The organism is Kitasatospora purpeofusca (genome assembly GCF_034043715.1).
Classification (GTDB): domain Bacteria; phylum Actinomycetota; class Actinomycetes; order Streptomycetales; family Streptomycetaceae; genus Kitasatospora; species Kitasatospora purpeofusca_A.
This window is the reverse complement of record NZ_JAXCLC010000068.1, coordinates 1-18478: the sequence shown is the minus strand read 5'-3', so window position 1 is coordinate 18478 and position 18478 is coordinate 1. Positions and strand designations below refer to the sequence as shown.

Annotated in this window: 15 protein-coding genes; 9 read left to right on the top strand and 6 right to left on the bottom strand. The window is 75.5% G+C overall.

The annotated features are described in order from the left end of the window. Window positions 1–107: 107 nt before the first annotated feature. Window positions 108–2147, bottom strand: a complete 2040-nt coding sequence (locus SM793_RS28520; RefSeq protein ID WP_320441174.1) for a S9 family peptidase — start codon at window positions 2145–2147, stop codon at window positions 108–110. A 139-nt stretch (window positions 2148–2286) separates the two neighbouring features. Between SM793_RS28520 and SM793_RS28515 the strand changes: the two genes are divergently transcribed. Continuing rightward, entirely contained in the window at window positions 2287–3456 is a 1170-nt protein-coding gene (locus SM793_RS28515; protein ID WP_320441173.1) for an aminotransferase class V-fold PLP-dependent enzyme, read from the top strand. Window positions 3457–3486: 30 nt separating this feature from the next. On the opposite strand, the gene SM793_RS28510 is transcribed toward SM793_RS28515, so the two are convergent. Both SM793_RS28510 and SM793_RS28505 read right to left on the bottom strand, forming a co-directional pair. Then, window positions 3487–3864, bottom strand: coding sequence for a metalloregulator ArsR/SmtB family transcription factor (locus tag SM793_RS28510; protein WP_320441172.1), 378 nt, complete (start codon window positions 3862–3864; stop codon window positions 3487–3489). 138 nt (window positions 3865–4002) lie between these two features. Beyond that, the gene (locus tag SM793_RS28505; protein WP_320441171.1) at window positions 4003–4377 is read right to left on the bottom strand and encodes a hypothetical protein; all 375 of its coding nucleotides are present in this window, start codon (window positions 4375–4377) and stop codon (window positions 4003–4005) included. Between the two features lie 254 nt (window positions 4378–4631). On the opposite strand from SM793_RS28505, the gene SM793_RS28500 reads away from it, so the two are divergent. Next, window positions 4632–7487, top strand: a complete 2856-nt coding sequence (locus tag SM793_RS28500; protein ID WP_320441202.1) for a DEAD/DEAH box helicase — start codon at window positions 4632–4634, stop codon at window positions 7485–7487. Between the two features lie 66 nt (window positions 7488–7553). Here the strand turns inward: SM793_RS28500 and zapE are convergent, their stop codons facing one another. The 3 genes from zapE to SM793_RS28485 all read right to left on the bottom strand — a co-directional run bounded on the left by zapE (window position 7554) and on the right by SM793_RS28485 (window position 10807). Next, window positions 7554–8582: a cell division protein ZapE gene (zapE, locus tag SM793_RS28495; RefSeq protein WP_320441170.1), complete on the bottom strand. Its 1029-nt coding sequence runs from the start codon at window positions 8580–8582 to the stop codon at window positions 7554–7556. 198 nt (window positions 8583–8780) lie between these two features. Continuing rightward, the gene (locus tag SM793_RS28490) at window positions 8781–9683 is read right to left on the bottom strand and encodes a 5'-3' exonuclease (protein WP_320441201.1); all 903 of its coding nucleotides are present in this window, start codon (window positions 9681–9683) and stop codon (window positions 8781–8783) included. An 83-nt stretch (window positions 9684–9766) separates the two neighbouring features. Next, complete coding sequence (locus SM793_RS28485; RefSeq protein WP_320441169.1) at window positions 9767–10807, bottom strand: cation diffusion facilitator family transporter; 1041 nt, start codon at window positions 10805–10807, stop codon at window positions 9767–9769. Between the two features lie 195 nt (window positions 10808–11002). On the opposite strand from SM793_RS28485, the gene SM793_RS28480 reads away from it, so the two are divergent. The 7 genes from SM793_RS28480 to SM793_RS28450 all read left to right on the top strand — a co-directional run. Next, window positions 11003–12283: a chromate transporter gene (locus SM793_RS28480; RefSeq protein WP_320441168.1), complete on the top strand. Its 1281-nt coding sequence runs from the start codon at window positions 11003–11005 to the stop codon at window positions 12281–12283. A 162-nt stretch (window positions 12284–12445) separates the two neighbouring features. Continuing rightward, window positions 12446–13384 carry an acyl-ACP desaturase gene (locus tag SM793_RS28475; RefSeq protein ID WP_320441167.1) on the top strand — a complete coding sequence of 313 codons (939 nt, stop codon included), beginning with the start codon at window positions 12446–12448 and terminating at the stop codon, window positions 13382–13384. 87 nt (window positions 13385–13471) lie between these two features. After that, window positions 13472–14425 (top strand): class I SAM-dependent methyltransferase, encoded by a 954-nt coding sequence (locus tag SM793_RS28470; RefSeq protein ID WP_320441166.1) that lies wholly within the window; start codon window positions 13472–13474, stop codon window positions 14423–14425. 12 nt (window positions 14426–14437) lie between these two features. Continuing rightward, the gene (locus SM793_RS28465) at window positions 14438–15967 is read left to right on the top strand and encodes an MFS transporter (protein WP_320441165.1); all 1530 of its coding nucleotides are present in this window, start codon (window positions 14438–14440) and stop codon (window positions 15965–15967) included. Window positions 15968–16049: 82 nt separating this feature from the next. Next, on the top strand, window positions 16050–16340 hold the full coding sequence (locus SM793_RS28460) for an acyl carrier protein (protein WP_320441164.1): 291 nt from the start codon (window positions 16050–16052) through the stop codon (window positions 16338–16340). 62 nt (window positions 16341–16402) lie between these two features. Further along, a complete protein-coding gene (locus SM793_RS28455) occupies window positions 16403–17629 on the top strand; it encodes a beta-ketoacyl-[acyl-carrier-protein] synthase family protein (RefSeq protein ID WP_413816054.1) in 1227 nt (408 codons plus the stop codon). An 89-nt stretch (window positions 17630–17718) separates the two neighbouring features. Beyond that, window positions 17719–18478, top strand: a 760-nt coding sequence (locus SM793_RS28450; protein ID WP_320441162.1) for an SGNH/GDSL hydrolase family protein, incomplete at its 3' end; no start/stop codon positions are given.

Below are 18478 nucleotides of genomic sequence, written 5' to 3'. Positions count from 1 at the left end.
GCCGCCCGCGTGCGGTGGCGGGCGGCCCGGAGCTTCCCGGGGCGGGAGCCCGGACGCCTCGAAGCCCGAAGCCCCGAAGGCCCGGGCGTCGGCTCACCCGGCCCGTGTCACGACGAGTGGTGCCCGCCGCCCGGGGTCATGTGGGTGATTCCGGGCAGGGCCAGCAGGCTGTGCGGCCGGCCCGCCCCGGTGAGCGCCTGCGAGAGCAGCAGGGTGTGCGAGGGGTGCACGTTGTCGTCCGCCAGGCCGTGGATGAGCAGCAGCGGCCGATCGAGCGAGGCCGCGTCGTCCACCAGGCAGTCGGCCGCGTAGCCGTCCGGGTTCTCCTGGGGCAGCCCGAGGTACCGCTCGGTGTACGCGGTGTCGTACAGCCGGAAGTCGGTGGGCGGGGCGCCGGCGCAGGCCGCGTGGAAGACGTCCGGGCGGCGCAGCACGGCGAGCGCCCCGAGGTAGCCGCCGTAGGACCAGCCGCGTACGCCGACCCGGTCGAGGTCGAGGTCGGGGTGGGTCTCGCCGAGCGCCCGCAGCGCGTCGACCTGGTCGTCCAGTGCCACCTGGGAGAAGCGGCGGAAGATGGTCCGCACGAAGGCGGGGGAGACGAACGGGGTGCCGCCGTTGTCGACGGTGACGACCGCGAAGCCCTGGTCGGCCCACCACTGCTTGAGCTGCCAGCGGCGCGGTTCGTTGGCCACGGCCTGGTAGCCGGGGCCGCCGTAGACGTCGAGCAGCACGGGCAGCTTCCGGCCCGGGACGTGCCCGCGCGGGTAGACCACGGCGCTCGGCAGGCCGCGCTCGGTGACCCGGGCGAGCAGCGGCTCGACCCGGTACGGCAGTGGGGCGGAGAGGTCGGTCAGGGTGACGGTGCCGTGCGGGGTGCGGGCCTCGCGGCGGACACCGTCCGGGCCGGCCGAGGTGAGCAGCAGGGTGTCGCCGGCGGCCAGCGCGCTGTGCACGCCGGGGCCCTCGGAGAGCCGCTCGGGCGCGCCGCCGTCCGGGTCGACCAGGTGGACGTGCTGGTCGAACGGGTCGCCCTCGCCGGTCTCGCAGAGCAGCCGGTCGCCGACCCGGCCGACGACCCGGCGGATCTGCAGGCCGGTGGTGTCCAGCGGCTTGCCGTCCACGGCCAGGCCGCGGGCCTCGGGGGTGTCCAGGACGGTGAGCAGCCGGCCGTCGGCCAGCCGGTCCGGCGTGCCGGGCAGGTCGTCCACCCAGAACTGGTCGGTGGTGCGGGAGAGTTCGGTGGTGCTGCCGGTGGCCGGGTCGGCGCTCAGCAGCAGCACGTTCTGCTGCAGCCGGTCGGCGACGGTGAGCAGCAGCTCCTCCGGGCCGGCCCACTGGGCGGCGCACAGGTAGGGGAAGGTCTCGGTGTCCCAGCGGAGTTCGACCCGGGTGTCGTCCAGGCCGAGCACCCAGAGCCGGACCTCCGCGTTGGGGCCGCCGGCCTGCGGGTAGGCGAACCGCTCGGGGGCCCGCTCCGGGTGCGCCGGGTCGGCGAAGTGCCGCGGCGGGACGGCGGACTCGTCCACCCGGGCGGCGAGCACGGCGCCGCCGTCGGGGCGCCACCAGTGGCCCCGGTGGCGGCCCAGCTCCTCGGCGGCGGCGAACTCGGCGACGCCCCAGCGGGCGCCGTCGTCCGGGCTGAGGCGCCGGTCGGCCCCGCCGGCCGGGGCGGTGACGTACAGGGCGTCGTCGGCGACGTAGGCGACGCGCTCGCCGGTCGCGTCCGGGCGGGGGTCGAAGACGGGGCCGGCGGCGGCGAGTTCGGTGGTGCGGCCGGTCGCGGTCTCGGTGCGGAAGAGCCGGCCGTCGAGGGCGAAGACGGCGACGGCGAGGTCGGGGGTGGCGCCGAAGGTGCCGATACCGGCGGCGGTGAGCCGGGACCGCTCGCGCAGCCGGCGCTCGACGTCGGGCAGGTCGGCGGTGGAGCCGGTGCGGCCGGGGGCCAGGGCGGTCGGATCGGCGATCTCCCGCTCGGCACCGGTGGCGAGGTCGAGGAGGTGGAGCCGGTCGAACCGGTCCTCGGGACCGCTGGAGCGCAGCAGCAGCAGGCGGGTACCGTCCTCGTTGAGCGAGATCGCTCGCGGGGCACCGAAGCTGAAGCGGCCGGTCCGGGCGCTGAGGGAGAGGTAGGAGTCGGTGATGGTCACCGCCCGATGGTCGCCGTGGAACGGGCTCGCCACCAGTAGGCCGACATGTGAAATGTCACACATCACGTGATCTGGGTAACAGAACGCCCCGGGCGCCGACCCCGGATCCCGGGCCCGACACCCCTCCAGGAGGAACGCAGTGACCGAGACCGCGCCCACCGTCGAAGCCCCCGAGCCGCTGGCCGGGACCGAACGGCTGTTCACGCTGGACCCGGCGGTGGTCCACCTCAACCACGGCTCCTTCGGCGCCGTCCCGGTCCCGGTCCAGCAGCTGCAGCGGCGGCTGTACGAGGAGCAGGAGGCCGATCCGGACGGCTTCTTCGCCGACCTGCCCGCCCGGGTCGCGGCGGCCCGGGCCCGGCTCGCCGACGCCCTCGGCACCCGGCCGGAGCTGCTCGCGCTCGTCCCCAACGTGACCGACGCGATCGCCGTCGCCCTGGCCAACGTCCCGCTCGCGGCCGGGGACCACGTCCTGGTCACCGACCACGGCTACGGCACGGTCACCGAGGCCGTCCGGCGGCGCGCCGAGGAGCTGGGCGCCGAACTGCGCACCGTCCGGCTGCCGCTGGACCTCCCGGACGGGGACGCCGTCCGCGAGGCCGTGCTGGCGGAGGTCACCGGCCGCACCACGCTCGCCGTCCTGGACGGCATCACCTCGCCCACCGCCCGCCGGGTCGCCACCCCCGACCTGCTCCGGGAGCTGCGCGGGCGCGGGGTGACCACCGTGGTGGACGCCGCGCACGAGCCGGGCATGCTGGCCGGGCCGGTTCCGGCGGAGGCCGACTTCTGGTTCGGCAACCTGCACAAGTGGGCGTTCGCCCCGCGCGCCACCGGCGTGCTGGTGGTCCGCCCGGAGTGGACCGGGAAGATCCGGCCGCTGATCCTCTCCTGGGAGGACCACCAGGGCTATCCGGCCGCCGTCGAATGGCGCGGCACGCTGGACTACACGCCCTGGCTGGCCGCCCCGGCCGGGATCGACCTGCTGGACGGGCTGGGGCCCGGGCTGGTGCGCGACCACAACGAGCGGCTCACCGCTCACGGCGCCGCGGTCGTCGCCGAGCGGGTCGGACTGGCCGCGCTGCCGTCCTCGGCCGGGCTGTCGATGCGCGCGCTGCGGCTGCCGCCCGGTGTCGCCGAGACGCTCCCGCAGGCGCAGGAGCTGATGGCGCGGATGTGGCGGCGGTATGCCGTGCGGACGGTGGCGCGGCCGTGGGCGGGCGGTGGGGTGCTGCGGCTGTGCGGGCAGCTGTACAACCGGGCGCCGGAGTACCGGGTGCTGGCGGACGGGCTGGCGGAGCTGCTGCGCTAGCCGGCCGTCCCCGGGTCGCCCGTCCCCGGGTCAGCCGCCCCCGGGGACGTCCCCGGCGGGAACGTCCGCGGCGGGGACGTCCCCGGCGGCGCGGAGCTCGGCCAGCAGCGCGTGCTGCTCCGAGATGAGCCCGGTGAGGATCCGCCGCGCCGCCCGGAGCAGGTCGGCGACGTCCCCGCCGGCCAGCGCGTACACCACCGTGCTGCCCTCCCGGGTGGCGGTGACGATGCCGGACCGGCGCAGCACCGCGAGCTGCTGGGAGAGGCTGGACGGTTCGATCTCCAGCTCCGCCAGCAGGTCGCGGACGGGCGTCGGTCCGGCCTGCAGCAGCTCCAGGACCCGGATCCGGACGGGGTGGCCGAGCATCCGGAAGAACTCGGCCTTGGCCCGGTACAGCGCGACCGCCACGGCGCTCCCTCCCTGGTGCGTCCCTTCGTACGTCCCCCGCCGTCCTCCCGGCGCGTCCCTCCCGGCCCCGGCCCCGGCTCCGGCCCTGGCCCCGGCGCAGGTCGCGGCGCGGTCGTCGGGTCGGGCGGGTCCGGGCCGTCAGATCTCCAGCGAGACCTCGATCCGCTTCAACTGGTGGCGGGCCATCGCGAGGTTGGCGCGGGAGCGGTTGAGTGCCAGGAACAGGAACAGCCCGCGCCCGCTCTGCGTGGTCAGCGGCCGCAGCAGGTGGTACTGGCTGGTGAGGCTGACCAGGATGTCCTCGATCTCGTTGTCGTGGAGGTTGAGCATCTCCATCGCCCGCATCTTGGCCCGCACCACGTCGGTGTTCCCGGCGGCGGCGACGTGCAGGTCGAGCTCGGTGCTGTCGCCGAGGCTCCCGAGCGCCATGCCGCTGCCGTAGTCGACCAGGGCCACGCCGATCGCGCCCTCGATCGCCATGGCCTCCTTGAGCGAGGTCTCCAGATTCGCCATCGTGCGCTCCTCCCGCGGGCCCGGTGGGTGCCACCGGGATGTGGCACCGAATGTAGGGAGAACTCCGGGCTCGGCAGCGTGGATGACCGGAGTCGTTCGAAGATGGTCGCCGGGTGACTGCTTGAAGACATTTGCAACTATGGATGTGAGAGAGATCCGATGCATTGTCCGGGAAAAACGGTGCTATCGATGTCGGTCCCGCCGGGTAACCTCTGGCTGAGATGCGAGATCACACCAACGACCCCCGGACGGCGATGAACACCCCTGAGCCCGAGCCCTCCGACGACCGGGAGCTGAGCCCCGCCGAGGCCTTCGCGGCCTCCCGCCGCCGGGCCGAGGAGCGGGCCACCGCCCTGCACGGCTTCCAGGAGCTGTACGACTTCCCGCTGGACGACTTCCAGCTGGAGGCCTGCCGCGCCCTGGAGGCGGGCGAGGGCGTCCTGGTCGCCGCTCCCACCGGATCCGGCAAGACCATCGTCGGCGAGTTCGCCGTCCACCTCGCCCTGCGCGGTGGGCGCAAGTGCTTCTACACCACGCCGATCAAGGCACTGTCGAACCAGAAGTACGGCGACCTCGTCAAGCGCTACGGCGCCGCCAAGGTCGGCCTGCTCACCGGCGACAACAGCGTCAACGGCGACGCCCCGGTGGTGGTGATGACCACCGAGGTGCTCCGCAACATGCTCTACGCGGGCTCCAGCACCCTCGACGGCCTCGGCTACGTGGTCATGGACGAGGTCCACTACCTCGCCGACCGCTTCCGCGGCGCGGTCTGGGAGGAGGTCATCATCCACCTCCCCGAGTCCGTCACCCTGGTCTCGCTCTCCGCGACCGTGTCCAACGCCGAGGAGTTCGGCGACTGGCTGGACACCGTCCGCGGCGGCACCCGGGTGATCGTCTCCGAGCACCGGCCGGTCCCGCTCTGGCAGCACGTGATGGCCGGCAACCGGATGTACGACCTGTTCGCCAGCCCCGACCGCGACGGCCGCCCCAAGAGCGGCCCGCGCAACCCCGCCAAGGCCGTCAATCCCGAACTGGTCCGCCTCGCCCGCAGCGAACTGGACCGCAACCCGCGCGACCGGTTCGGCCGGGGCCGGGGCCGCTCCATGCCCAACGGCCGCCCCGGCAAGGTCTGGACCCCGGGCCGGGTCGACGTCATCGACCGCCTCGACGCCGAGGGCCTGCTGCCCGCGATCACCTTCATCTTCAGCCGGGCCGGCTGCGAGGCCGCCGTCCAGCAGTGCCTCTCCTCCGGCCTGCGGCTGAACAAGGACGGCGACCGCGCCCTCGTCCGCGCCTTCGTCCAGGAGCGCTGCGCCGACATCCCCGACGAGGACCTCCACGTCCTCGGCTACTTCGAGTGGCTGGACGGCCTGGAGCGCGGCATCGCCGCCCACCACGCCGGCATGCTGCCCCGGTTCAAGGAAGTGGTCGAGGAGCTGTTCGTGAAGGGCCTGGTCAAGGCCGTCTTCGCGACCGAGACCCTGGCCCTGGGCATCAACATGCCCGCCCGCTCCGTGGTCATGGAGAAGCTCGTCAAGTGGAACGGCGAGACCCACGCCGACATCACCCCCGGCGAGTACACCCAGCTCACCGGCCGGGCCGGGCGGCGCGGCATCGACATCGAGGGCCACGCCGTGGTGCTCTGGCAGCGCGGCCTCGACCCGGAGGCGCTGGCCGGCCTCGCCGGCACCCGCACCTACCCGCTCAAGTCCTCGTTCCGGCCGTCCTACAACATGGCCGTCAACCTGGTCTCCCAGTTCGGTCGGCACCGTTCGCGGGAACTCCTGGAGACGTCCTTCGCGCAGTTCCAGGCCGACCGCTCGGTGGTCGGCATCGCCCGCCAGGTCCAGCGCAACGAGGAGGGGCTGGAGGGCTACCGCGAGTCCATGACCTGCCACCTCGGCGACTTCGACGAGTACATGGCGCTGCGCCGGCAGCTCAAGGACCGGGAGAACGAGCTCGCCCGCGAGGGCAGCAGCCAGCGCCGCGCCGCCGCCGTCGAGTCCATCGAGCAGCTCAAGCCCGGCGACGTCATCCACGTCCCCACCGGGAAGTTCGCCGGCCTCGCCCTCGTCCTCGACCCGGGCCTGCCGCCGGACCGGCGCTCGCCGCGCGGCGGCCCCCGCCACCCCGACTACCAGGACGGGCCGCGCCCGGTGGTGCTCACCGCCGAGCGCCAGGTCAAGCGGCTCGCGATGATCGACTTCCCGCACCCGGTGACCGCGGTCGACCGGCTGCGCATCCCCAAGTCCTTCAACCCGCGCAGCCCGCAGTCCCGGCGCGACCTCGCCTCGGCGCTGCGCACCAAGGCCGGCCATCTGGAGCCCGATCGGTTCCGGCGCGGCCGGGCCGCCGCCGCCGACGACGCGGAGATCACCCGGCTGCGCGCCGTCCTGCGCCAGCACCCCTGCCACGGCTGCGACGAGCGCGAGGACCACGCCCGCTGGTCCGAGCGCTACCACCGGCTGCACCGCGACACCGAGCTGCTGGAGCGCCGGATGCGCTCCCGCACCCACACCATCGCGCGCACCTTCGACCGGGTCTGCGGGCTGCTCACCGACCTCGGCTACCTCAGCGGCGACACCGTCACCGAGGACGGCAAGCGGCTCGGCCGCCTCTACGGCGAACTCGACCTGCTCGCCTCCGAGTGCATCCGCGAGGGCGTGTGGCGCGACCTGGCCGCCGCCGAACTCGCGGCCTGCGCCTCGGCGCTGGTCTACGAGGCCCGCCAGTCGGACGACGCCACCGCCCCCCGGGTCCCGGAGGGGGCGGCGCAGGCGGCGCTCGGCGAGATGGTCCGGATCTGGGGCCACCTGGACGCGCTGGAGGAGCAGCACCGGATCAACACCGCCGAGGGCGTCGGCCAGCGCGAGCCCGACCTCGGCTTCGCCTGGGTCGCCTACCGCTGGGCGCTCGGCCACTCGCTGGACTCCGTCCTGCGCGACGCCGACATGCCGGCCGGCGACTTCGTCCGCTGGACCAAGCAGCTGATCGACGTCCTGGGCCAGATCCAGGACGCCGCCGGTGAGGACGTCGAACTCCGCCGCACGGCCCGCAAGGCCGTCGACGGCCTCCGCCGCGGCATCATCGCCTACTCCTCCGTCGGCTGACCCGCCCCGCGCTCCTCGACGCCGACGGCCCCCGCCCCGCGCGGGGGCCGTCGGCGTCGTGGCTTCTCAGGACCGGTCGAGGAGTCGGAGGCGGCTGAGGGTGCGGTTGATGTCCAAGGGGAGCGAGTCGCCGCCCAGGGCGTCGGCCAGTGGGGTCGCGGCGACGAGGTGGAGCCGGGCGTCGCGGTCGTGCAGGACGTCGACGAGGTTGGCGAAACGCTGGGCGCTGTCGCGGTCGGCCAAGGACAGCCGCGGCAGGCCGGCGAGCACCCAGGTGTCGTAGCGGTCGGCGAGGGTCAGGAAGTCGATGGTGGAGGTGCGTGCGCCGCACAGCTCGTGGAAGTCGAACCAGACCAGCCCGTCGCGCACGGCCCGGGCGGTGACGGTGCGGCCGCCGATGTCGAGCTGCCGGCGCTCGCCGTCCGGCGGCGGTTCGAGCCCGGCCTCGCGGAGCTGCCGCGGGGTGCCGGGGCAGAGGTAGCGGCCGGTCCCGAAGCGTGAACGGGCGCCCCCGGAGAGGCGGCCGGTGCGGTAGTCGCGCGGTCCGGCGACCTCGACGATGTCGAGCGAGGCTTCGAGGAGCTGGATGGTCGGCTCGAACATGTGGTGGTGGACCGGGTTCGGCAGCAGGCCGGCCGGCGGGTAGTTGGACGTCGCCACCAGGGTGGTTCCGCGGTCGGACAGCGAGCCGAGGACCCGGCCCATCATCATGGCGTCGCCCGGGTCGTGTACGTGGAACTCGTCGAAGAACAGCAGCCGGCAGTCGCCGAGCAGTTCCGCCACGGCGAGGTCGCAGGCGTCGCGCTCCCGGCGGTGGCGCGCGTACACCGCGTGGAACTCCCGGAAGAACTCGTGGAAGTGCACGCGCCGCTTGCGGGGGAGGGGGAGGGCCTCGTAGAACACCTCGGTCAGCCAGCTCTTGCCCCGCCCGACCGGCCCCCAGACGTAGAGGCCGCGCGGCGGCGGTCCGGCGAAGAAGCGCCGGCGTCCGGTGACCTCGGCGCCCAGTCGGGCGAGTCGGGCGGCGGCGGCCCGCTGCGCGTCGTCGAGCGCGAAGCCGGCCGCCCGGGCCGCCTGTTCGAAGGTGTCCAGCATGGCGGTGTGTGCCCCCCCGGTCCCGGATGGTGACGGCCGCCAGGTTCTCCGGCGGGTCCGCCATGATCATTTCAGACCCGGCGCGCGCGAGAAGTCGGACGGGTCGACCTCCGGCGCGGGGGCGGGAGCTCACGGCATGGCAGAGCAAAGGGCCCGCCGCGCGGTGCGACGGGCCCGGAAGCGGGCGAGGGGTGGGGGTCAGCGGGCGGCCAGGCTCTCCAGGAGGCGGTCCAGGGAGGTGCCGAGGCCCCAGCGGGTGGCGAGGTGCTCCAGGGTCATCGGGTCGAGGGGCTCGCGGGGGAGGGCCGGGTCGAACGGGGGCAGCGGGGCGTCCTCGGCGACCCGGACCACCTTCGGCGCCACGTCCAGGTAGGCCGCGGCCTCCAGGATGTTGCGGCGCCGGGCCGGGGTGAGCGCGGAGCCGATGTCCTGGGCGGCGGCGCGGATGCCGGCGAGGTCGCCGTACTCGTGGATCAGCTGGGCGGCGGTCTTCTCGCCGACGCCCTTGACGCCGGGCAGGCCGTCGCTGGGGTCGCCGCGCAGGGCGGCCAGGTCGGCGTACTGGGCGCCGCCCACGCCGTACTTCTCCCGGAGCAGCGCGTCGTCGGTGACCTGGAGGTTGCCCATGCCCTTGACGGGATAGAGCACGGTGACCGCCCGGGCGTCGTCGACCAGTTGGAACAGGTCCCGGTCGCCGGTGACGATCTGCACTGGCCCGGTGGCCCGCGCGGTCAGGGTGCCGATCACGTCGTCCGCCTCGTAGTCGGCGGAGCCGATCCGGGCGATGCCGAGCGCGTCCAGCACCTGTTCGATCACCGGGACCTGCGGGGCGAGGGTGTCCGGCACTTCCTCCGCGCCGTCCTCGGCGGCCTCGGCGACCCGGTGGGTCTTGTAGGAGGGGATGAGGTCCACCCGCCACTGCGGCCGCCAGGCGGCGTCCATGCAGGCGACCAGCTGGTCGGGCCGGTGGTCGTGGACCAGCCGGGCGATGAAGTCCAGCAGGCCCCGGACGGCGTTGACCGGCTCACCCTGCGGCGAGCGCAGGGTGTCCGGTACGCCGAAGTAGGCCCGGAAGTACAGGCTGGCGGAGTCGAGCAGCATCAGACGGGGTGCGGTCACGCCTCCGATCATGCCGTACCGGGCGGACAGGGACGGGCCTCGGTGCTTGCGTGGGGCCGGCGCGGTCAGTGCTTGTGCGGGCCGGCGCGGTGGACGGGGCCGTGGGCGTCGGCGCAGTGCTCCGGTGAGAGGTCGCCCGGGCTGGTGATCTGCAGCAGCGCGCCGGCCTCGTCCTCCCCGACGTGGTCGACCTGGAGGGTGCTGTGGGTGATCCCGTACTCGCCCGACAGCCGGCCCTGGAGTTCGCGCCGCACGGCGTGGCAGTCGCCGCCCGGGGTGACCAGGATGTGGGCGGAGAGCGCCGGCTGCCCGGAGGTGATCTCCCAGATGTGCAGATCGTGGATCTCCTCGACCAGCGGCTGGTCCACCAGCCGGTCGGCCACCGCGTCCGGGTCGATCCCCGCGGGCGCGGCCTCCAGGAAGATCCGTCCGGAGTCGCGGACCAGGCCGATACCCGCCTTCAGCATCAGTGCGACCACGATCAGCGAGGCGATCGAGTCGGCCTGGGCGAAGCCGGTGGTCACCACGATCAGGCCGGCCACGGCGGTGGCGATGAACGCGTACAGGTCGGTGAGGACGTGCTGGAAGGCACCCTCGACGTTCAGCGAGCTGCGGTTGGCCTTGGACATGCACCAGGCGGCGGCCACGTTCACCACGATCCCGACCAGCGCGGTGATCAGGACCAGCGAGCCGGTCACCTCCGGCGGTTCGAGCAGCCGGGTGACCGCCTCGTAGCCGAGCCAGGCCGACAGGATCAGCAGGGTGACGCCGTTGGCCTGCGCGGACAGGATCTCGGCGCGCTTGAGCCCGTAGGTGTAACCGCCGCGCGCGGGGCGGGCGGCGAGCCGCATGGCGATCAGCGCCAGCACGATCGAGGCGGCGTCGGTGAGCATGTGGGCGGCGTCCGAGATCAGCGCCAGCGACTGGGCGGCGAAGCCGACCACCACCTCACCGGCCATGAACACCACGATCAGCGCCAGCGCGCTCAGCAGCCACCGGCGGTCGGCGTCGGCGGCCACGCCGTGCGAATGGCCGCCGTGGCCGCCCCGGCCGCCGTGCTTGTGGTCATGCTCATGATCATGCTGGGAGTGCTCGTGGCCGGCCATCGAAGTCCTCTCCTGGAGCCCATGAACGCGTGGGGGCAAGGGGCGACGTCCGTGACGGCCCCGCACCCGAAGTGAACCGCACATCGAACGAAGATCCAAAGGCTGCATTGGAGACCGTTGTCATTGCCGCTGCCATGGCCGGGCCGTAACCCTCGTGGGGTATCGTCGCGCCGCTGTTGACCAGGGGAGAAGCGCATGGAGCCGGACGGACGCACCGCGGGGGCCGAACGGGTGGTCGGCCTCGGCACGATCGCCCGGGAGTGGGGCCGGATCGGGATCACCGGCTTCGGAGGGCCGCCCGCGCACATCCTGCTGCTGCGCCGGCTCTGCGTGGAGCGGCGGCGGTGGCTGACCCCCGAGGAGTTCGAGGACGGCATCGCGGCGACGAATCTGCTGCCCGGCCCGGCCTCCACCCAGCTCGCCGTCCTGACCGCGTGGCGGCTGCGGGGCGCGCCCGGTGCGCTGGTCGGCGGGGTCTGCTTCATCGGGCCCGGGCTCGTGCTGATCCTGGCGCTGGCGGCGCTGTTCCTGGCCGGCGACCCGCCGCTGTGGGTGCTCGGCGCGGCGGCCGGCGCCGGGGCGGCCGTGCCGGCGGTCGCGGTGCAGGCGGCCACCACGCTCGTCCCGGCCGGCCTCGGCCGGATGGGCCGGACCCGGGCCGCCCGCGTCCGCTGGGCCGGGTACGCGCTGGCCGGGGCGGTGGCGGCGGTGCTGACCGGTCCCTGGCTGGTGCTGGTGCTGATCGCCGCCGGACTGGCCGAGATCGCCGTCCGCAGCGACCGGAGCGTTCCGGGTGTCCCGAGCGCCCCGAGCGACCGGGGGAGCCGGGAGGACCCGGAGAGCCCGGAGGACCCGGAGGCCCCGGAGAACCGGGGAGGGGGCGGATCGGGCGGGCGGGCCGTGCTGCCGCTCGCCACCGGGCCGCTGGCTCTGGGCGGCCTCGGTGTGCTCGGTGCGGTGGCCTGGGTGGCGTTCAAGGTGGGCGCGCTCTCCTACGGGGGAGGGTTCGTGATCATCCCGCTGATGCGGGACGACGCGGTCAACCGCTACCACTGGATGACCGACGGACAGTTCCTCAACGCCGTCGCCCTCGGCCAGGTCACCCCGGGGCCGGTGGTGCACACCGTCGCGGCGGTCGGCTACGCGGCCGCCGGGCTCGGCGGCGGCCTGCTCGCGGCGGCGGTCGCCTTCGCGCCGTCCTTCCTCTTCGTGCTCCTCGGCGGCCGGTACTTCGACCGGCTCCGGGCCGACCGGCGGGTGCAGGACTTTCTCACCGGGGCCGGACCGGCCGTGACCGGCGCCATCGCCGGATCGGTGCTGCCGCTGGCCGCCTCGCTCGGGTACGGCTGGCAGTGGGGCGTGCTGGCCGGGGCCCTGCTCTGGCTGGTGCTCGCCCGGCGGGGCGTGGTGCCCGCCCTGCTGGCCGCCGGGGCGGCGGGGGTGCTCGCCGTGGCCGCCGGACTGCCGCCGGCCTGAGGCCCTCGTCGCCCGCGCGCTCGGCCTCCGGTTCCGCCCGCGCGCTCGGCGCTCGGGCCGCCCGCGCGCTCCGCCTCCGGCGTGAACCTGGAGCCGGGGGCTCACTCGACCGGGTGAGCCCGGTTTGCGCGCTCCTGTGCGCCTGCGCCACGATCGGCACCCGTGAAGATCATCGCGGCCCGAGCCGTCCACTGGCTTTCGGAACTGGAGCCCGTCGCCGCTGAATTGATGGCCCGTCATATAAGTGCGGCGCGCGAGTGGTTCCCGCACCAGTACGTGCCGTGGAGCCTCGGCCGGGACTTCGACGGACCGCTCGGCGGCGAGCCCTGGCAGCCGGAGCAGTCCGCGCTCGCCCCCGCGATCCGCTCCGCCCTGGTGGTCAACCTGCTCACCGAGGACAACCTTCCCGGCTACCACTGGACCATCGGCGCGCAGACCTCCCGCGACGGCGCCTGGGGTGCCTGGCTGCACCACTGGACGGCGGAGGAGGACCGGCACGCCGCCGCCATCCGCGCCTATCTGCACGCCACCCGCGCCGTCGACCCGGTGGCCCTGGAGCGCGCCCGGGCGGCCCAGATCGCCACCGGCACCCTCCCCCGGCCGGACGGCGTGCTCGGCCTGGTGGCCTACGCCGCCGTGCAGGAGCTGGCCACCCGGGTCAGCCACCGCAACACCGGCCGGCTCAGCGGCGACCCGGTCTGCGACCGGCTGCTCGCCCGGGTCGCCCAGGACGAGAACCTGCACATGGTCTTCTACCGCGAACTGCTGCGCGCCGCGCTGGAGCTGGACCCGGACGAGGTGCTCGTCCGGCTCGACGCCACGGTCCGCGCGTTCGCGATGCCCGGCCAGGGCATGCCCGGCTTCGCCGCCCTCGCCGCCGAGATCGCCGTCGCCGGCGTCTACGACCCGCGGGTCCACCACGACGAGGTGCTCGCCCCGCTGCTCCGCTCCCTGCGGGTCTTCGAGCTGACCGGGCTGGGCCCGGACGGCGAGCGGGCCCGCGACCGGCTCGCCGAGCACCTCGCCCGGCTCGACGCCCGCGCCGCCCGGTTCGTCGAACGCCGCGCGCGGGCGCTCGACGCCCGCGCCGCCCGCGACTGACCCGCGCCGACCCGCGACCGGCACCCGCGCCGACCCGCGACTGACCCGCGACCGACCCGCGTTCCCCGCCGCCCGGACAGGAGAGGCATGACCACCACCATCGACGGCACCGCCGACAGCGTCGGCCCCAGCGCCGACGGTACCGAGACCGTCGGCACCAGCGCCGCCGACATCGAGTTCCACTACGACTTCGGCAACGACTTCTACGCGCTGTGGCTCGACGAGACGCTCAGCTACTCCGCCGCCGTCTGGGACGGCATCGACCCCGCCGAGCCCGACACCTCGGCCCTGCCCCGCGCCCAGCGGGCCAAGCTCGACCTCCACCTCGACCTGGCCGGCGCCGCCCCCGGGACCGGGCTGCGCCTGCTCGACGTCGGCTGCGGCTGGGGCGGTCTGCTCGCCCACGCCGTCCGCACCGGCCGGGCCGCCGAGGCCACCGGGCTCACCCTGTCCCGGGCCCAGCACGCCCACGTCCGGTCGCTCGGACTGCCCGGCGCCGACGTCCGGCTGGAGAGCTGGGACGCCCACCGGCCCGAGCGCCCGTACGACGGCATCGTCTCGGTCGGCGCCTTCGAGCACTTCGCCACCGCCGACATGGACGCCGCCGCCCGGCTCGCCGCCTACCGCGCCTATTTCGAGCGCTGCCACGGCTGGCTGCGGCCCGGTGCCCGGATGTCGCTGCAGACCATCGCCTACGACGGCGTGACCGGGGGTGACGGCCCGGTCGGCGCCTTCGTCGCGGCCGAGGTCTTCCCCGGCGCGGTGCTGCCCCGGCTGGGCGAGATCGTGCTCGCGAGCGACCCCTACTTCGCCGTCACCCTCGTCCGGGCCTCCGCCGAGGACTACGCCCGCACCCTGGGCGCCTGGTCCGCCCGGCTGCTGCGGGCCCGCGCGGAGGCCGAGCGGCTCGTCGGACCGGACGGCTACCGCCGCTACCGCCGGTATCTGCGGGCCTGCGAGGTCACCTTCCTGCGCGGCGCGGCCACGCTCTACCGGATCGGGTTCCGGCGGCGCGACGAGCCGCTCCGGCCGACGGGCTGAGGGCCGGTCCGGATGCGTCCCCCCGCCGCCCCTTCCGCTCCTTCCGCCCCCGCCGTTCCCGCCACGCCGACCGCCGCCGTCCCGACCGCCGCCGCCCTGACCCCCGCCGTCCCCGGACCGGTGGGCAGGCGGCGGGCGTGGGCCGCGGTGGGGGTCGTCTGCGCCGCGCTCTTCCTGCTCGGACTCGACTTCACCGTGCTCAACGTGGCGGTCCCCGGTCTGCGCGCCGAGCTCGGCCCCACCCTCGCCGAGACCCAGTGGATCGTCGACGGCTACGCGCTCGCCCTCGGCGGCTGCGTCCTCGCCGCGGGCGCCCTCGGCGACCGGTACGGGCGGCGCCGCGCGTTCGCCGCCGGACTCGCGCTCTGCGCGCTCGCCTCGGTGGCCGGCGCGCTCGGTGACACCCCCGGCCGACTCGTCGCCGCCCGCTGCGCGATGGGCCTCGGCGCGGCGTTCTTCATGCCGGCCACGCTCTCCACCGTCGTCCACGTGCTGGACGCGCCGGAGGACCGGCGGCGGGCGATCGGCGTCTGGGCGGCGGTGGCCGGTGTCGGCGCGCTGTTCGGCCCGGTGGTCGGCGGCTGGCTGGTCGAACGGCACGGGTGGCAGGCCGCGTTCTGGCTGAACGTCCCCGTGGTGGCCGTGATCCTGGCGGTCACCCCGGTCGTCCCCGAGTCCCGTGACCCCGAGGCCCGCCCGCTGGACCGGCTCGGCGCACCGCTGTCCTGCGCCGCCCTGCTCACCCTGGTCTGGGGTGTCATCGAGGCACCGGCCCGGGGCTGGGCCAGTGCCGCGGTGCTCGCGGCGTTCGCCGCCTCCGCCGGGCTGACCGCCCTCTTCCTGTGGCGCCAACTCCGCTGCGCCGCGCCCATGGTGCCGCTCCGGATGCTGCGCGGCGGGCCGGTCTGGCCGGCCACGGTCAGCCTGGCGCTGATGTCCTTCGCGATGTTCGGTGCGATGTTCCTGCTCACGCTCCACCTCCAGCAGGTGCGCGGCCTCTCGGCCTGGCAGGCCGGGCTGCGGATGGTGCCGCTCTCGCTGGGGCTGGCCGTCGGCGCCGTGCTGGGGCCGGTGGTGGCCCGGCACGCCGGAGCCCGGGTGCCGGTGGCCGCCGGTCAGCTGCTGATCGCCGCCGGCTTCGTCCGACTCGGCCTGCTGGACGCGGGTTCGGGGGACGCCCCGGTGCTGCTCTTCGAGGCGGCGGCCGGGCTCGGCGCGGGCCTGCTCGCGCCGGTCGCCACCGAACTCGTGATGAGCGCGGTGCCGTTGGCCATGGCCGGGGTCGGCTCGGCCCTCAACGACGCCACTCGGCAGGTCGGTTCGACCCTCGGCGTGGCGGTGCTCGGCTCCGTGCTCGCCACGGCCGCGGACGGCGCCGCACCGGGTGACCGGGCCGCGTTCACCGACGGTCTGAACGCCGCCGCCCTGGTCGGCGGGGCGGTCGCCGCGTCGGCGGTCCTGCTCGCCTGGTTCCGGCTGCCCGGCCGCGAACCGTCGGCGGCGCCCGACCGGTCGGCCCCGGCGGCGCCCGGACCGGACTGAACACCGGACCCGGCCGACCGCCGGAGCCGACCCCACTCCCCGTCACACCGTCACCCCGTCCCCCGTCCCGAGAGGAACCCCCGTGTCCGACACCTTCTCCGTCCTGCGCGACTGCCTGGTCACCGAGTTCGACGTTCCGGCCGACCGGGTCGAGCCCGGGGCCACGCTCGCCTCGCTGGAGCTGGACAGCCTCGCCCTGGTCGAACTGTCCCTGCTGGTCGAGGAGCGGACCGGCGCGACCGTCAGCGACATCCGCCCCGAGTCCACCCTCGGCGACCTGGCCGCCCACGCGGACGCCGTCCGGGCCGCGGCGCCCGCCCCCGTCCCCGTCCCCGCCGCGAGCACCACCCTGGCGTCGAGCGCCGTCAGTTGAGCACCCACCGAACCGGCGGCGCCCACAGCACCGGCGGCACCCACAGCACCGGCGGCCCCCGAGTGGCACCCTCCCGGGCGGTCGCCGTGACCGGGCTCGGCCTGGTCACCCCCGCCGGGTTCGGCGTCGCGGCGAGCTGGGCCCGGCTGCTCGACGGCACGTCCACCGCCCGCACCGACCCCCGGCTCGCGGGCCTGGCCGTCGACTTCTCCTGCCCGGCCGAGGGCTTCGAAGCGGTCGAGCTGCTCGGCGGCCGGCTGGTCCGCAGGCTCGACCGCTTCGCCCAGCTCGCCGTCCTGGCCGCCCGCGAGGCCGTCGCCGACGCCGGGCTCGACCCGTCGGCCTGGGACTCCGCCCGGGTCGGCGTCGTCCTCGGGGTGAGCGCCAACAGCGCCCTCAGCTACGAGACCGAGTACGCCCGGCTCGCCGACGGCCGGCCCGACCTGATCTCCCCGCTGATGCTGCCCCGGTCCATCCCGAACATGGCGGCCGGTGAGGTCGGCCTCGACCTCGGTGCCCGCGGGCCCAACCTGGTCACCAGCACCGCCTGCGCCTCCGGTACCACCGCCATCACCGTCGCCTGCGACCTGCTCAGGGCCGGCACCTGCGACCTCGTTCTCGCCGGCGGCACCGACTGCCCCCGCGCGCCGATGGTGGCCACCGCCTTCGACCGGATCGGCGCGCTCTCCCGGCGGTGCCACGACCCGGCCGGCGCCTCCCGCCCCTTCGACGCGGACCGGGACGGCTTCGTGCTCGGCGAGGGCGCGGGCGTCCTGGTGCTGGAACGGGTCGCGCACGCCCGGGCGCGCGGCGTCCGGCCGCGCGCGTACCTGGCGGGCCACGGCTCCACCGCCGACGCCCACCACTTCACCGCCCCGCACCCCGGGGGTGACGGCCTGGCCCGGGCGATCCGGGCGGCCCTCGCCGACGCCGGGCTCGCCCCGCACGACATCGGGCACGTCAACGCGCACGGCACCGGCACCCGGCTGAACGACACGGCCGAGGCGGCGGCCCTGCGCGGGGTCTTCCACCGGCCGCCCCCGGTCACCTCGGTCAAGGGCGCGATCGGCCACACCATGGGCGGCGCCGGGGCGATCGAGGCGGCGGTCACCGTGCTCTCCCTCCAGTACGGACTGGTCCCGCCCACCGCCAACCTGGAACGGCCCGACGAGTCCCTCGGGCTCGACGTGGTCGCCAAGGTGCCGAGACGGCTCGCCCTGGACGCCGCCGTCTCGGTCTCCAGCGGCTTCGGCGGGCAGAACGCGGCCGTCGTGCTCACCGCCGCCTGAGCCGCCGCCTGAGCCGCCGCCCCCGTCCCGCCGCAGCCCCGCCCCCGTCCCACCGAAGCCCCGCCGCAGTCCCGCCCCCGGAGTCCGCCATGCCCACCCCCGCCACCCGCCGACCGCTCGTCCGGGCCCGGCTCACCGCCGCCCGCCTCTACCAGCGGCTGGTGATGAGCCGCCCGCCCGCCGACTGGACCGTCCCGCCCGCCGACGGCCGCTACGGCCCGGCCGAACCCGCCGACCCCCGGCCGCTCACCCTGCTGATGCTCGGCGACTCGCTCGCCCGGAGCTTCGGCGCCGGCCGGCCCGAGGAGACCCTCGGCGCCCGTCTCGCGCAGGCCCTCGGCGAGCGCCTCGACCGCCCCGTCGACCTGCGGGTCCTCGCCAGGGTCGGCGCCACCACGGCGGCCCTGCGGCACCAGGTCGGCCGGGCGGACCGGATCCGGCCCGGCATCGCGGTGCTGATCGTCGGCGGCAACGACGTACTCCTCCCGCTCCCGCTCGGCCGCGCCGCCCGCCGGTTCGCCCTGGTGCTCCAGCGGCTCCGTGACACCGGCTGGCACCCGGTCGTCGTCCCCTGCCCCGACCCCGGACACGCCCCGGGGTTCCGCGTCCAAGCCCGCCTCCTCGGCGCCCCCCGCTCCCACCGCCTGGCCCGCCGCCAGACCCGTGCCGCCGAACGCGCCGGAATCCCGGTGGCCGCCTCCTCGGGCCCCGAGTTCCGCGACCGGGCCGACCACCTCCTCGGCCCCGACGGCGTCCACCCGTCCCCCCGGGGCTACGCCGAGCACGCGACCCGGATGCTCCCCGCCCTCCTCACGGCCGCCGCCGCCCTCCCCGCCGCCCCCACTCCCA